Genomic DNA, 13433 nt, shown 5'->3' on the forward strand with positions numbered 1-13433 from the left:
CCACCTCGTTGGCTTCAGGTGACAGCAGCATCCACCCAGCGCGGCGCAGATCCTGCGACAGGCGGCTGATGGTCAGGGCTAATCAGGTAAATTTAAAAAATAAACTCCGTCCGCCTGTGCAAAGGACTCACGCGCAGGAGCGAAGCAAAACGCAGGTTTTCTGCTGCAAAATCAGCGGATCAGGTTGAACAAGGACGAGGACTGCATCTGCTGAAAAATCGTTTGAGCGGCCTGCAACGAGGCCTTCTCGAGCTGGTACTGCCCGATCGCCGAGGCGTAATCCAGATCGCGGATCGACGACAGGGTGGTCTTGAGCGTGACTTCGTTGGATTCGAGCAAGGAGTTGGCGTTGTCGATCGCCGACAGCTGCGCGCCGCCGGAGGCGCGCGCATCGATCATCTTCGACGAGGCCTGGGCGATATCGCGCATCGACGACTGCAGCGTGTTGATCATGGCCGCCTTCTGCGGTTGCGTCAGCGTGTCGGAGTTGAGTGCGCCGACCAGATCGTCGATGGTGGAAAAGACGTCCTTGGTGCCGGAGGGGCCGATCTGGAAACTGTCGCCCGCCGCCGGTGCGCCGCTGATGCGCATGCGCACGCCGGCGGCGTTGATGTCTTGGCCGTCCTTGTAGGTGCCGCTGCCGACCACCGCATTGCTGCTGTCGCGCACCTCGTAGGTGTCGGCGGCGGTGAACTGCACGCTGTAGCTGCCGCCATTCCAGCTGCCGGTGCTCGCATCGCGGCTGAAGTCCAGCAACAGCCCGGTGCCGGTATTGGCGGCGTTGGCGCGCGCATCCACGGTGCCGTCGCCGGTGCGGATGCGCATGAAGATTTCGCTGCCGGGCAGGGCGTCGCTGACGAAGGTGTCCGGTGCCACTTCCACCCGCTTCTGGGTCTGGTCGCCGTTGTAGGTGACGTTGCCGTTGCTCTTGATGAAGGGCGCGCTGCCGTCGGCGGTACCGCCGAACAGGTAGCGCCCGGTGCCGTCGGTGCTGTTGGCCAGACTGACCATGCTGTCACGCAGGGCGACCAGCTCGGAGGCGATCGCCTTGCGGTCGTCCGGACTGAGCGAGGAGTTGTTGGCCTGCACCGTCAATTCGGTGACGCGCGCCATTTTGTCGCCGGCCTGCGCGAGCGCGTTTTCCTGCAGTCCAAGACGGTTCTGCACGTTGTTGGCGTTTTCGCCGAAACGGGTGATCGCGGCCAGCGCTCTATCCAGACCAACCGCGGTGCCGGCGGCGACCGGATCGTCCTTGGCGGTGACCAGGCGCTGGCCGCTGGACAGCTGCGATTCGAGCTGGTTCAGCCGCGCCTGCTTGGCCCCCATCGAGGCGACCGACTGGCTGTACATCATGCTGGTGGAGATACGGTCGGTCATCAGCGTACGGCACCCAGGATGGCTTGGAAGATGGTGTCGGCGGTGGAGATCATCTGTGCGGCGGCCTGATAGGCCTGCTGCAGCTTGAGCATGTTGGCGGCTTCCTCATCGAGGTTGACGCCGGAAATCGAATCGCGGCTGGCCTGCGCCTGGTCGTCGATGACCTTCTGCGCGTCGGCGGCGTAGTCGGCCGCACGCGCGGCCGAACCCACCGAGGTGGTCAGGCCCGACAGCGCCCCGTTGAGCGTGACGGTGCCGCCGCTGAGCGCTTTGGCATCGTCGATCTTGGCCAGCAGCTTGGCATTGCCGTTGTCGCTGGAGCCGGCGCCCATTGGGCCGACGCCGAAGGTGTCGCCGGCCTTGGGCGCGCCATCCAGCGCGAAGCTCCAGCCGTTGGCGCTGATGGTCTGCCCGGCGGTGTAAGCGAACGGACCGGCGCCATCGATGGTGTATTGATTGGCGTCGATGAACTCCACCGACGACGGGGTCAGCAGCGCCGGGTTCTGCGCATTGGTGACCTTGACGTCGCTGATCTTGCCCGAGCCCAGGTTGGCGACGGTGGCGGTGGCCTTGACCGGCGTTGCCGCGGCAATGCGCGACGGGTCGGTGATGGCCACCGACAGCGTTCCGGCCAGGCCAGCGGTAGGCTGCAGCAGGAACTTGTCGCCGCTGGCGGGCGTGCCGCCCACCACCATGCTCACGCCATTGAGCACCAGCGGGTTGGTCGCGGTGCCGGTGCCGGTCATCGGCACGGCGGCGCCGGTGCTGGCGCTGGTGGCCTTCCACGCGGTGCCGTCGAAGCTGAGCGTGACGTTCTGCCCGTCCACCGCCGACATGTTGCTGAAGCTGGCGGTCAGCGACGCGCTGCCGGTGTTGCCCGGATTGGCGGCGGTGGTGGGCGAGCCGATGTTGAAGAAGTTGCCGCCCATCGCGCCGTACAGGTCCATACCCTGCGCGTGGCCGGCGTTGAAGGTGCTGGCCATGCCCACGGCCAGGCGGCCCAGCTCGGCCTGGGTCGGCTCCAGCACGCTGCTGCGGAATTCCAGCAGGCCGCCGATCTGGCCGCCCAACGAATTGGCGCTGAGGCTGACGTTCTGCCCCTGAGTCTGCATCGCCACCTGCAGCTTGGTCGGTTGGTACGGGTCGGCGACGGTGGTGAGCTTGGACGAGGTGGTGCCCACCACCAGCGCCTGACCACCGGCGGTGAAGACATTCATGAAGCCGCCGTCCTGCATCACCGCGGTGCCGCCGGTGTAACCCACCAGCTTGCTCACCAGCGCGTCGCGCTGGTCCAGCATGTCCGGCGACGCGTTGGCCGCGCTGTTGCCGATGGTGCCGTTGATCTTGGCGATCTGCTGTGTCAAACGGTTGACTTCGTCCACCGAGGACGTCAACCCGCTGTTGACCTCGTTGCTCAGGCTGTCCATCTGCCCGTTGAGCTGCTTGAAGCGCGTGGCCAGCGAATTACCGCTGTCGAGCATGCTCTGCCGCTCGGCGGTGGAGGACGCATTGGACGACACCGCGCTGGTGGAGTCGAAAAAATTCGACCACAGCCCGGCGACGTTGGTGGCAGTGTTGGAGTAGAGCGCGTCCACGCGGTTGGACAGCGAGGACAGCTGCTGCAGGCGCGAGAGTTCGCCGCCGCTGTCGAGCAGGCGCGAGATGGCCAGCTGGTCGGCCACCCGGCCCACATCGGTGATCTTGGCGCCATTGCCCACGAATGCGTAGCCCATATCGGTGGGCGTGCGCGTTGCGAATTCCACGCGTTGGCGGCTGTAACCTTCGGTATTGATGTTGGCGACGTTATGGCTAACGGTCGACAACGCCCGTTGGAAGGCGATCAGCGCGCTGGTCCCGGTGGACATGATGGACATGAGCGTTTACCTCAGCGGCGGATGGTGCCGAGTCCGGCCGGCTCGGCGGTACTGGCGTAGCGGTTGGACAGGTCGGCCGCCGCATTGCCGATGGCGGCCACCGCACGCTCGATGGTCGGACCGTTGGCGATCGCCGCGATCTTGGCTGCATAGCCCGGATCGGTGGCGTAGCCAGCCTGTTGCAAGCCGCGTGCAAAACCGCGGATATCGGTGCCGGCCTGCAGCGCGCCCTGGTAACGGCTGTTGTTCTTCAGCAGGCGTACGTAGTCGGCAAAGCTTTCCTCGGCCGAGCCATAGGCGCGGAAATCCGCGGTTTCGGTGGTTTTGACGCCGTTGACGTATTCGTGGGTGCCGGTGGTGACCTTAGCTCCGTTCCAGCCGGTGGCCTTGATGCCGAACAGGTTGTTGGAATCGCCGCCGTTGCCGATGCCGCGACGGCCCCAGCCGGTTTCCAGCGCGGCCTGCGCCACCAGCGCGCGGGGGTCCACGCCCAGTTCGCGCGCAGCCTTCTGTGCATGCGTCCAGATCTTGGCGACGAAGCCTTCCGGGGTGCGCTCGCCCAGGCTGGCCGCCGCGCTGCTGGCGGCGCTCGCATTGACTGCAGCATTGGCGTCGGCCGCGTCGCTGGCAGCTACATCTGCCCAGCGGTCGTTGGCCGACGGCCAGCTCAGTGCGCCCGCATCGTCGCCACCGGCCTCGCTGCTGCCGGTGCGCCCGGCGATCAGGTCCAGCACCTGGCTCATGCCGATCCCGCTCAGGTTGCCTGCGCCGATGCCTGCAGCGCTGCCGGTGCTTGCGCCGACGCCGGTCGCCGCGCCATCGCGGCTCGGCAGCGGCAACGAGGCGTCGCGCTTGCCGGCAACCAGGGCGTACGCCTTGGCGGCCTCGGCGGTGTTCAACGAGGTATTCAACGCCGGGCCGCCGGTGTCGCCGCTCAGCTGCTTGGAGATCATCGCCGACAGGCCCAGGCCCTTGCCGTCGGTCAGCGCCTTGGCCATCTGCTGGTCGTACATCTCGCGGAACATCTGGTTTTCGCCCGGAAACATCGGGTCGCCGGAGCTCGCATCGCGCATGCTCTTGACCAGCATCTGCGCGAACTGGCCTTCGAGCTGACGGGAGACCTTGTCGATCTTTGCTGGATCGGCCTTGGTGCTCGGGTTGAGATCAATGGGCGAGGCTGCGATACGCATGTCAGATCACCTCCAGCTCCGCCGTCAGCGCGCCAGCCTGCTTCAGGGCTTCCAGGATGGCGACCAGGTCGCCGGGAGCCGCGCCGACCTCGTTGACCGCGCGAACGATCTGGTCGAGCGTGGTGCCGCCTTCGAACTTGAACATGCGGCTGCCTTCGGAGGTGGCCGTGATGGTCGACTGCTGGGTCACTGCAGTGCGCCCGCCGCTGAAGGCGCCCGGCTGGCTGACATTGGTGTTTTCGCTGATGGTGACGGTGAGCGAGCCATGCGCAATGGCGGCCGGCATCACCCGCACCAGCTGGCCGATCACCACCGTGCCGGTACGTGCATTGACCACCACCTTGGCCGGTGCGTCGCCGGGCGAAAGCTCGACATTTTCCAGCCGCGACAGCAGGCCGATGCGCGCACCCGGGTCGGTCGGCGAGCGCACCGCCACGGTGACGCCATCGACCGCACGCGCGGTGCCGGCGCCGAAGCTGTTGTCGATGGCCGCGACCATGCGCGAGACGGTGGTGAAGTCGTTCTGGCGCAGGTTCAGGGTGATTTCGCCGCTGCCGGCAAACACGTCCGGCAGCGCGCGCTCGACCGTGGCGCCATTGGGAATGCGGCCGACGCTGGGCACGTTGACCGACACGCGCGACCCATCCTTGCCCTGCGCACCGAAGCCACCGACCACCAGGTTGCCCTGGGCCATTGCATAGACCTGGCCGTCGGCGCCTTTCAGCGGCGCCATCAGCAGCGAGCCGCCACGCAGCGAGACCGCGTTGGCGATCGAGGAGACGGTGATGTCGATCGGCTGGCCGGGCTTGGCGAACGGCGGCAGTTCGGCGTGGATGGCCACGGCCGCGACATTCTTCAGCTGCGGGTTGACGTTCGCCGGAACATTGACGCCCAGCTCGCCAAGCAGGTTCTTCAGGCTCTGCACGGTGAAAGGCGCCTGGCTGGTGCGGTCGCCGCTGCCATCCAGGCCGACCACCAGGCCGTAGCCGACCAGCGCATTGCCGCGCACGCCACCGACCTGGGCAAGATCCTTGATGCGTTCGGCACTGGCCGGCGCGGCGATCGCGCACAGCGCAACGGCGGCAGCGAGCAGACGGAAGGGCAGGGAAGACAGGTTCATGGTCGCAGGCTCAGTAGGGCGACAGACGGGAATTGAAGAAGCGGCTCAGCCAGCCCATCGCGTTGGATTGCGCGATCGCGCCGCGGCCGCCGTAGGCGATGCGGGCGTCGGCCACCTTGCTCGAGGGCACGGTGTTGTCCGGGGCGATGTCGGCGGCGCGCACGATGCCTTGCACCTGCACCAGTTCGTCGCCCTGGGTCAGGCGCAGGTTCTTCTGGCCCTGGATCACCAGGTTGCCGTTGGGCAGGCGCTGCATCACGGTGACGGTCACGCTGCCCTGCATGCGGTTGCTCTGCGCGGTGTTGCCCTTGCCATCGAAGCTGCGATCGCCGCTCAGCGAGTTTTGCAGCACATTCAAACCACCGACGGTGAGCGGGGCGCCCAGCAGCGTCGGCGCGGCCATGGTGGTCGCGTCCTTCTTGCTGATGCTGGTATTGGCGGTGGACGAGGCGGTGGTGCTTTCCACCAGGTTCACCGTCAGCAGATCGCCGACATCGCGGGCGCGACGGTCGCCATACAGATTCAGGCTCGGGCCGGCGGCGTAGATGGCGCCGGCAGTCGGCTGCGCCACCGGTGCGACCACCGGCACGATCGGCGCCAGTTCGGCGAACGGCCGCACATCGCCGGCAGCCACGCAGCCACCCAGCAGCGCGCTGCAGGCAATGGCGAGGCACAGGGAGGAGAGAGAGGGCAGGCGTGACATGGCATAAGTTCCTGAGAGGACGACGGGCGGCGAGCCGATCAGACGTTGTTGTTCAAGTAACCGAGCATCGAGTCGGTGGTGGAGATGGCCTTGGCGTTCATTTCGTAGGCGCGCTGGGTTTCGATCATGCTCACCAGCTCTTCCACGGTATTGACGTTGCTGCCTTCCAGTGCGCCCTGCACGGTGGTGCCCAGGCCGTTGAGACCGGGGCTGCCGTTCTGCGCGGGGCCCGAAGCGGTGGTCTCGACGAACAGGTTTTCGCCCTTGGCCTGCAGACCCGAGGGGTTGATGAAGTCGGTCAGCGTGAGCGCGCCGATTTCCTGCGCGGCGGCCTGCCCGGCCAGGGTCACGCTGATGGTGCCGTCGTTGCCGATGGTCAGCGACTGCGCGCCTTCGGGGATCTGGATGCCCGGCTGCAGCGGGTAACCGCTGTTGGTGACCAGTTCGCCCTGGGCGTTGATCTGGAAGGTGCCGTCGCGGGTGTAGGCGGAGGTGCCGTCGGGCATCTGCACTTCGAAGAAGCCGCGGCCGTTGACCATCACGTCCAACGCGCGGCCGGTCTGCTGCTGGCTGCCCTGATCGAAGCCCTTGAACGTGGAGACCACGCGCACGCCGGTGCCCAACTGCAGGCCGGTCGGCAGCTGCGTCTGCGCGGAGGTGGAACCGCCCGGCGCACGCACCTGTTGGTACAACAGGTCTTCGAACGCGGCACGGTCGCGCTTGAAGCCGGTGGTATTGGTATTGGCCAGGTTGTTGGAAATGACCGACATGCGCGTCTGCTGCGCATCCAGTCCGGTTTTAGCGACCCACAAAGCCTGATTCATGACCCGATTCCTCGTTAGACCCGGGGATGTGTTCCGGGTACGGGTGGGTATATGCACGTGCCGTGCCAAAGCCGCGTCGGATTTCTGCCGGCTGTGCGCTTGATTACGTGAAGCGGACGCGACGGCCTGCGCGCGGCAGGCTGGCGGCGGGTGGGCAGCGGCTAAGCGGAAGTGGTGGCATCCATGCCGCCACACGGTCCCGCAATCGGCGAGGCCACCGCACCAGAGAGTGAATCGGTGGTCGTGTGAAAAGCTACTTGTTGCTCGGGTTGGGTAGTCAGCGTCAACCGCGTACGAACCACTTGCGAGACCGCAGGAGTCAACGCGAGCCACGTCCCCTGGGCGGCCGCCATCCAGGTGCTCGGCAGCGCGGCAAGCCAACCGGCGGTGCGGCAGTGGGCGCCAGTGGCGCTTAGCCGCTCACCCGCAACAACGAATTGGCCGATTGCGCATTGTCGTCGCCGTTCTTGATGATCTTGACCTGCATTTCGAACTGCCGCTGCAGCTGAATCATCTCCACCAGCGCGCCGGCCGCATCCACGTTGCTGCCCTCCAGCATGCCGCTGTTGATGGTCTTGCCGGTGGCCACCGCAAACGCCTGCGCCGGGTCGGTGCTGGTGTTGCGCATCAGCCCGTCGGGGCGCCGCGTCAAACGGTCGGCGGGGGCATCGACCACCTTCATCTTGCCGACGATGGCCATGGTCTGCGGGCCTTCGCCCTGCGGAATGATGGAAATGCTGCCGTCGCTGCCGATCTCCATCGCCTGGTGCGGCGGGATGGTCATCGGGTTGCCGCCTTCATCCAGCACCGCGTGCCCGTTGGCGGTGACCAGCTGGCCATTGGCGGTGAGCGCCAGTTCGCCGTTGCGGGTATAGGCTTCGCTGCCGTCGGGCGACTGCACCGCCAGCCAGCGGTCCTGCTGCAGCGACACATCCAGCGGGTTGCCGGTCACCTTCTGATGGCCCTGGCTGCGATCGAAGCCCTGGTCCACGTGCAGCGCATCGATCCGCGACGGATAGCCCTCGCCCTGGATCTTGAAGGCCTCGGTATTGGCCAACGCGGCCTTGAATCCCACCGTATCGACGTTGGCAAGGTTGTGCGACACGGTGCTCTGCGCCTGCAGGGAGGCGCGGGCACCGGTCATTGCGACGTAGAGGGCTTTGTCCATGGGGCACCGAGATTTGAGATTCGGGATTTGGGATTCGTAAAAGCGGGCTGTGACTGGCGGTGAGGTTAGGGCCGCGGGCTGGCATCCGATGGACGTGATACCAGCGTTTGCGAATCCCTAATCCCCAATCACCACTCCCGGCTCTTAACGAATATTGATGATCGTCTGGGTGACCTGATCCTGGGTCGAGATCATCTGCGAATTGGCCTGGAAGTTGCGCTGGGCCACGATCATGTTCACCAACTGCTCGGTCAGGTCCACCGTGGAGGCTTCCAGCGAGCCGGATTCGATCTGGCCCAGGTCCGAAGTGTCCGGTGCGCCTACGCGGGCGGCGCCGGAGGTGTAGCTTTCGGCCCACATGTTGTTGCCCTGCGACTGCAGGCCCTGTGGGTTGACGAAGCTGGCCAGCGACACCTGGCCCAGCGGCTTGTCGGCGCCGTTGGAGTAGCGTGCGAACACCACGCCGCTGGTATCGATGCTGATCTCGTTGAGCTTGCCGCTGGCGTAGCCGTCCTGGCGGGTGTCGCGCAGGGCGAAGGCTTCGCCATACTGGGTGGAGCCGCTGACGTTGAGCTGCATGTTCAACACGCCGGCGCCGGTGCTCGGGGTGAACGGGTCCATCGCGATGATGCCATTGGCCGGGGTGGTCAGCGAGCCGGTGTCGGAGAATTGCAGCGTGGTGGGGGCACCGACCGCGGCGCCGTCCACGTAGTTGTGCACCTGCCATTCGTTCGGGTTGGCGGTCTTGACGAAGTACGAGGTCTGCACATGGCTGACGCCCAGCGAGTCGTAGACGTTGATGCCGCCGGTGGAGTGGCTATAGGTCTTGTCGTCGGCCGGGCTGAACGGGGTCACTGTCGGCGCGGTGGCGTTGCCGGGCAGGGTGAAGGCCAGGTTGACCGTGGAGGTGGACTTGGGCGGGCTGTCGGTGGTCAGCAGCTGCAGGTCCGACAGGCGGCCGACGTCGAAGCCATTGCCGCTGGGATTGGGCGCAAATACCTGCAGGCGCGCGCCCTGCGGGTTGATCACATAGCCGTTGGAATCGGTCTGGAAATTGCCGGCGCGGGTGTACATCTTGGCGCCGTTGGATGAGACGGTGAAAAAGCCCTCGCCGGAGACCGCCAGGTCCAGGCTGCGCCCGGTCGGGTCGATATTGCCCTGCGAGAACTGCTGCGCCACGTTGCTGACCCGCACGCCCGAACCCACCGCGTTACGCGACAGGCCATAGCTGGTGCTCTGGAACATGTCGGCAAACTCGGCGCGCGATTCCTTGAACCCGGTCGTATTGACGTTGGCGATGTTGTTGGAGGTGACGTTCAGATCGGCATTGGCTGCGTTGATGCCGGACAACGAGGTATTGAAAGCCATGGATGAGGTCCTTTGAGTGTCGGTTGCCGGCTCAGCTGACGCGGAGCACGTTGGCGAGCGGGGAAGTGCCTAGCCCGGTCAGGTTGAGATACAGGCCGTCCGAGCCGATCGTGACGCTGTCCACCGGTGCATCGACATAGGTGGACAATTTGCTCTTGGCACCGGCGGTGTCGGTTTGCGTTGCGGTGATGCCGTATTTGCCGGCGGCCATGCGGTTGCCGTTGGCGTCGGTGCCATCCCAGGCGAACGAGACCTCGCCGGCGGCGTCGGCGGGCACGCTCAGCTGCTTGACGAAGGTGCCGTTGGCGTCGGTGATTTCGAAATTGACGATGCCCGCCGAGGTCGCGGCGACCACACCCTTGGCCGAGCCGGTGGCATCGATGGCGACCTGCGCCGACGGCACCAGCACGTTATGCCCGACCAGCGCGGCGCCCTTGAGCACCTGGTCGGCGTTCATCGAATCGGAGAAGTTGCCGACCTTGGTATTGAGGTCGCCAATGCCCTGCACGGTGGAGAACTGCGCCAGCTGGCCCAGGAACGCGCTGTTTTCCATTGGTTTGAGCGGGTCCTGGTGCTGCAGCTGCTCGGTCATCAACTTGAGGAAGTCGGCCTGGCCGAGCGCTTCTTCCTTCTTGGCGACGGTGCTGCTGCTGGTCAGGCCGAGGCTTTTGTAGAGATCGCTGCCGATCGTGCTCATCTGGAGTGTTCCGTTAGGTAAGGGCTAGGACGGGTCAGCGACCCATGGTCAGGGTCGCGAGCGCCAGTTCCTTGGCGGTATTGAGCATTTCCACGCCGGCCTGGTAATTGCGCGAGGCGGAAATCATGTTGACCATCTGCGAGACCGGGTCCACGTCGGGCGAGAACACGTAACCGTCGGCATCGGCCAGCGGGTGGCCGGGCTCGTAGCGACGGATCGGCGGCGCGTTGGTGGTGGCGATCTCCTTGACGTTCACCGAGGTCAGGCTGGGGTCCTGGCGGCTCTGCTGCGCCTGGAAGATCGGCTCGATCGGCTTGTAGGTCGCCTCGGCCGAGCCGGCGACGGAGTCGGCATTGGCCAGGTTGGAAGCGATGGTGCTCAGGCGGACCGACTGCGCGTGCAGCGCCGAGCCGGCCACATCGAAGATGGGAAGATTGCTCATGACTTATTGGCCGGTGATCGCGGTGAGCATCGAGCGCACCTTGGATTCGAGGAAGCTCAGCGAGGCGCGGTATTCCAGCGCGGCGCGGCCGTAGGCGGCACGTTCGGCGTCCGGATCGACGGTATTGCCGTCCAGGCTGGGCTGGTCGGCTTCGCGGGTGATCTGGAACGGGTTGAGCCCGGCGCTGCCGCCGATCTCGTAGTGCTTGGCGTCGGTGGTCTGCAGCAGGGTGCCGTCACGCACGCCTTCGGCCGCCTTGAGTGCGGCTTCGAAGTTCAGGTCCTTGGCCTTGTAGCCAGGGGTATCCACGTTGCTCAGATTGCTGGCAATGAGCTTCATGCGCTGCTCGCGTAGCGGCAGAGCATCGCCGTGGATGCCTAGAAAGGACGAGAAGGGATTGGACATGGTGCTCTCCCGCGAGGTGTTGCCAGGGAGGAAGCAATGTTTGTGCCAAATCGAGGTGGGATAGGGGCCGCGCCGGGAGGGCACTCGGAGCAGCCGAAAGACGGGCTTGGTAGGCAGAGATTGCGACGTAGGTTGCCCGCTGGGAAGTTGCAGCTGTTAGCCATGCAACTTGCAGACCGACCAGACTGTCTGGCAGGAAGCAGGACCTGGCGACGGGTGTGCTCACCCCGCTGCAATTGCGCCGCTAGACGCCTTTTTGCGGGAACAGGCGCTGGAGATGGCCGCTCGCGCCCATCGACTGCACGGCCCGAGCGTGTGCTCAGGCCGCTTCGGCAACCACCTTCAGGCGGGCCAGCACGTAGTCGGCAAGCTCGTGGGCGCTGTACTTGGCCACAAACGCGTTGGCGCCGACCTGCTCGACCATGGCGTTGTTGAACACGCCCGACAACGAGGTATGCAGCAGCACGTACAGGCCCTGCAGGCCCGGCGTGCGCCGGATTTCCGTCGTCAGCGTGTAGCCGTCCATCGCCGGCATTTCGATGTCGGAGATGACCATGGCATAGCGGTCGGCCGGATTTTCGCCCGATGCCGCTACCTGCAGCAGGTGATCCAGCGCCTGGCGACCGTCGGACAACAACGTGGCCGAGACGCCGAGCTGGTCGAGCACGCTGCGGATCTGCTGGCGCGCCACGCGCGAGTCGTCCACCACCAGCACCTGGAACTGGCGGTCGTAGGCCACCAGCTGCAGCGAGGGATCCAGCTGCACGTCCTTGCTGACCTTGGCGATGTCGGCCAGCACGCTTTCCACGTCGATGACCTGGATCAGTTCGCCCTGGAAGCGCGTCACCGCCGTCAAATAAGTGGCTTCGGCACCGAGTTCCGGCGGTGGATGGATATCTTCCACCGCGATATTGACGATGCGTTCCACGCCGCTGACCAGAAAGCCCTGAACCGAGCGGTTGAACTCGGCCACCACCAGGTAGCCTGGGCCGCTTTCGCAGTGCGAATCGCGTTCCGGGTGGCCGATGGCCAGCCCCAGGTCCAGCACCGGCACCGAGCGCCCGCGCACGTCGGCCACGCCGGCGAACTCGCTCGGCAGGCCCGGTACCTGGAACAGTTCCGGACGGCGCAGCACTTCCTGCACCTTGAAGACGTTGACGCCAAAAAGCTGGCGTCCGCCCAGCCGGAACAGCAGCAGGGCCAGTCGATTGTGGCCAGCCAGTCGGGTGCGCTGGTCGATGCGGTTGAGCAGATCGTGGGTCATGGGGCAGATATCGACAGCGCCCTTGGAAAACTTGAGTGGTTTTACGGTTGGCGTGGGGCGCTGTCGGGATTTGGGATTCGGGATTCGGGATTTGTCTTAGAGCGGGGATTGGGGAGGCGGGATTGGGATTCGCTCAAGCGCCGGATTGGGTGATTGGGATCAGGGAAGGTGTGCGTCAGCTAGTCGTTAGGCCGCTGTGCCGAGACCGTGTGTGGCGAGGGGAAACCAATCAGCAACAGGGCCGCCCTTGCGAATCCCAAATCCCGAATCCCAAATCCCGGCCGAAAAACGGCACACCCCTTGCATGACAGTTCCCGTCTTCTTCCGGATCTGGTCCCATGCGCCTGCTCCTGCTCGTCATCTTGTTGGCTGCCGCTCCGGCCTGGGCCCAGAGCTATCAGTCTGTCGATTCCATCCGTGCGGCGGCGCTGGCCACCGTGGGCCCCGATGCCGAAGCCGAGGCCACGCTCGATCCGGGGCTGCGCATGCCGGCCTGTCCGATCGCGTTGCAGGCCCAGCCCACCGGGACCAACACGGTGGAAGTGGCCTGCCCGCAGCCGGCCGGCTGGCGCCTGTTCGTGCCGCTAAAGGTGCGCCGCAATCAGGACGTGCTGGTGCTGCGCCGCGGCATCAGCGCTGGAGAAACCATCTCGCTGGCCGATATCAGTATCGAGAAGCGTGACGCCGCCCGCATCGTCGGTGCGGTGCTGGCCGACCCGGTGGCCGCAGTGGGCAAGTCCGCCCGCCGCGTCCTGCCGGCCGGCTCGCTGCTCTCGGCCAACGATCTGGTGACGCAGCGGCTGGTGCGGCGCGGCGACACCGTCCCGCTGGTGGCGCGCAACGGCGGTCTGGAGGTGCGCATGAGCGGTCGCGCACTCTCCGATGCCGGGGAAAACGAGCGGGTTTCGGTGGAAAATTCCTCGTCACGGCGGGTGGTGCAGGGGATTGTTGAAGCGAGCGGAACCGTTGTGGTCTCCAGATAAAAAATTGCTATAAAGTTT

At 65.6% G+C, this 13433-nt stretch carries 13 protein-coding genes; 1 reads left to right on the forward strand and 12 read right to left on the reverse strand.

The window, feature by feature from the left end; translation table 11 throughout:
- Positions 1–171: 171 nt before the first annotated feature.
- From flgL to XCSCFBP4642_RS0111005, 12 genes are all read right to left on the reverse strand, one after another.
- Positions 172–1377, reverse strand: coding sequence for a flagellar hook-associated protein FlgL (gene flgL, locus XCSCFBP4642_RS0110950; RefSeq protein ID WP_029219816.1), 1206 nt, complete (start codon positions 1375–1377; stop codon positions 172–174).
- Positions 1377–3251 carry a flagellar hook-associated protein FlgK gene (flgK, locus tag XCSCFBP4642_RS0110955; protein WP_029219817.1) on the reverse strand — a complete coding sequence of 625 codons (1875 nt, stop codon included), beginning with the start codon at positions 3249–3251 and terminating at the stop codon, positions 1377–1379. The genes flgL and flgK overlap by 1 nt, the downstream gene beginning before the upstream one ends.
- 11 nt (positions 3252–3262) lie before the next feature.
- Complete coding sequence (locus XCSCFBP4642_RS0110960) at positions 3263–4441, reverse strand: flagellar assembly peptidoglycan hydrolase FlgJ (RefSeq protein WP_029219818.1); 1179 nt, start codon at positions 4439–4441, stop codon at positions 3263–3265.
- 1 nt (position 4442) lies between these two features.
- On the reverse strand, positions 4443–5561 hold the full coding sequence (locus tag XCSCFBP4642_RS0110965) for a flagellar basal body P-ring protein FlgI (protein WP_029219819.1): 1119 nt from the start codon (positions 5559–5561) through the stop codon (positions 4443–4445).
- 10 nt (positions 5562–5571) lie between these two features.
- Positions 5572–6264, reverse strand: coding sequence for a flagellar basal body L-ring protein FlgH (gene flgH / locus XCSCFBP4642_RS0110970; RefSeq protein ID WP_016901722.1), 693 nt, complete (start codon positions 6262–6264; stop codon positions 5572–5574).
- Positions 6265–6302: 38 nt separating this feature from the next.
- Positions 6303–7088, reverse strand: a complete 786-nt coding sequence (gene flgG / locus XCSCFBP4642_RS0110975; RefSeq protein ID WP_029219820.1) for a flagellar basal-body rod protein FlgG — start codon at positions 7086–7088, stop codon at positions 6303–6305.
- 412 nt (positions 7089–7500) lie between these two features.
- Positions 7501–8256, reverse strand: coding sequence for a flagellar basal-body rod protein FlgF (flgF, locus tag XCSCFBP4642_RS0110980; protein ID WP_029219821.1), 756 nt, complete (start codon positions 8254–8256; stop codon positions 7501–7503).
- A 144-nt stretch (positions 8257–8400) separates the two neighbouring features.
- On the reverse strand, positions 8401–9624 hold the full coding sequence (gene flgE, locus XCSCFBP4642_RS0110985; RefSeq protein WP_029219822.1) for a flagellar hook protein FlgE: 1224 nt from the start codon (positions 9622–9624) through the stop codon (positions 8401–8403).
- A gap of 31 nt (positions 9625–9655) precedes the next feature.
- On the reverse strand, positions 9656–10321 hold the full coding sequence (locus XCSCFBP4642_RS0110990) for a flagellar hook assembly protein FlgD (RefSeq protein WP_029219823.1): 666 nt from the start codon (positions 10319–10321) through the stop codon (positions 9656–9658).
- A gap of 34 nt (positions 10322–10355) precedes the next feature.
- Positions 10356–10763: a flagellar basal body rod protein FlgC gene (gene flgC, locus XCSCFBP4642_RS0110995; RefSeq protein WP_029219824.1), complete on the reverse strand. Its 408-nt coding sequence runs from the start codon at positions 10761–10763 to the stop codon at positions 10356–10358.
- Positions 10764–10766: 3 nt separating this feature from the next.
- Positions 10767–11168, reverse strand: a complete 402-nt coding sequence (flgB, locus tag XCSCFBP4642_RS0111000) for a flagellar basal body rod protein FlgB (RefSeq protein ID WP_029219825.1) — start codon at positions 11166–11168, stop codon at positions 10767–10769.
- 319 nt (positions 11169–11487) lie between these two features.
- Positions 11488–12432, reverse strand: coding sequence for a chemotaxis protein CheV (locus tag XCSCFBP4642_RS0111005; protein ID WP_029219826.1), 945 nt, complete (start codon positions 12430–12432; stop codon positions 11488–11490).
- Between the two features lie 338 nt (positions 12433–12770).
- Between XCSCFBP4642_RS0111005 and flgA the strand changes: the two genes are divergently transcribed.
- On the forward strand, positions 12771–13415 hold the full coding sequence (gene flgA / locus XCSCFBP4642_RS0111010; protein ID WP_029219827.1) for a flagellar basal body P-ring formation chaperone FlgA: 645 nt from the start codon (positions 12771–12773) through the stop codon (positions 13413–13415).
- Positions 13416–13433: the final 18 nt, after the last annotated feature.

The sequence above is a fragment of the Xanthomonas cassavae CFBP 4642 genome (assembly GCF_000454545.1).
GTDB classification, from domain to species: domain Bacteria; phylum Pseudomonadota; class Gammaproteobacteria; order Xanthomonadales; family Xanthomonadaceae; genus Xanthomonas; species Xanthomonas cassavae.

What these genes read in the sequence shown, in the direction of transcription:
- flgL (WP_029219816.1), bottom strand. Translation starts at nt 1,377, where the DNA reads ATGACCGACCGTATCTCCACCAGCATGATGTACAGCCAGTCGGTCGCC.
- flgK (WP_029219817.1), bottom strand. Translation starts at nt 3,251, where the DNA reads ATGTCCATCATGTCCACCGGGACCAGCGCGCTGATCGCCTTCCAACGG.
- XCSCFBP4642_RS0110960 (WP_029219818.1), bottom strand. Translation starts at nt 4,441, where the DNA reads ATGCGTATCGCAGCCTCGCCCATTGATCTCAACCCGAGCACCAAGGCC.
- XCSCFBP4642_RS0110965 (WP_029219819.1), bottom strand. Translation starts at nt 5,561, where the DNA reads ATGAACCTGTCTTCCCTGCCCTTCCGTCTGCTCGCTGCCGCCGTTGCG.
- flgH (WP_016901722.1), bottom strand. Translation starts at nt 6,264, where the DNA reads ATGTCACGCCTGCCCTCTCTCTCCTCCCTGTGCCTCGCCATTGCCTGC.
- flgG (WP_029219820.1), bottom strand. Translation starts at nt 7,088, where the DNA reads ATGAATCAGGCTTTGTGGGTCGCTAAAACCGGACTGGATGCGCAGCAG.
- flgF (WP_029219821.1), bottom strand. Translation starts at nt 8,256, where the DNA reads ATGGACAAAGCCCTCTACGTCGCAATGACCGGTGCCCGCGCCTCCCTG.
- flgE (WP_029219822.1), bottom strand. Translation starts at nt 9,624, where the DNA reads ATGGCTTTCAATACCTCGTTGTCCGGCATCAACGCAGCCAATGCCGAT.
- XCSCFBP4642_RS0110990 (WP_029219823.1), bottom strand. Translation starts at nt 10,321, where the DNA reads ATGAGCACGATCGGCAGCGATCTCTACAAAAGCCTCGGCCTGACCAGC.
- flgC (WP_029219824.1), bottom strand. Translation starts at nt 10,763, where the DNA reads ATGAGCAATCTTCCCATCTTCGATGTGGCCGGCTCGGCGCTGCACGCG.
- flgB (WP_029219825.1), bottom strand. Translation starts at nt 11,168, where the DNA reads ATGTCCAATCCCTTCTCGTCCTTTCTAGGCATCCACGGCGATGCTCTG.
- XCSCFBP4642_RS0111005 (WP_029219826.1), bottom strand. Translation starts at nt 12,432, where the DNA reads ATGACCCACGATCTGCTCAACCGCATCGACCAGCGCACCCGACTGGCT.
- flgA (WP_029219827.1), top strand. Translation starts at nt 12,771, where the DNA reads ATGCGCCTGCTCCTGCTCGTCATCTTGTTGGCTGCCGCTCCGGCCTGG.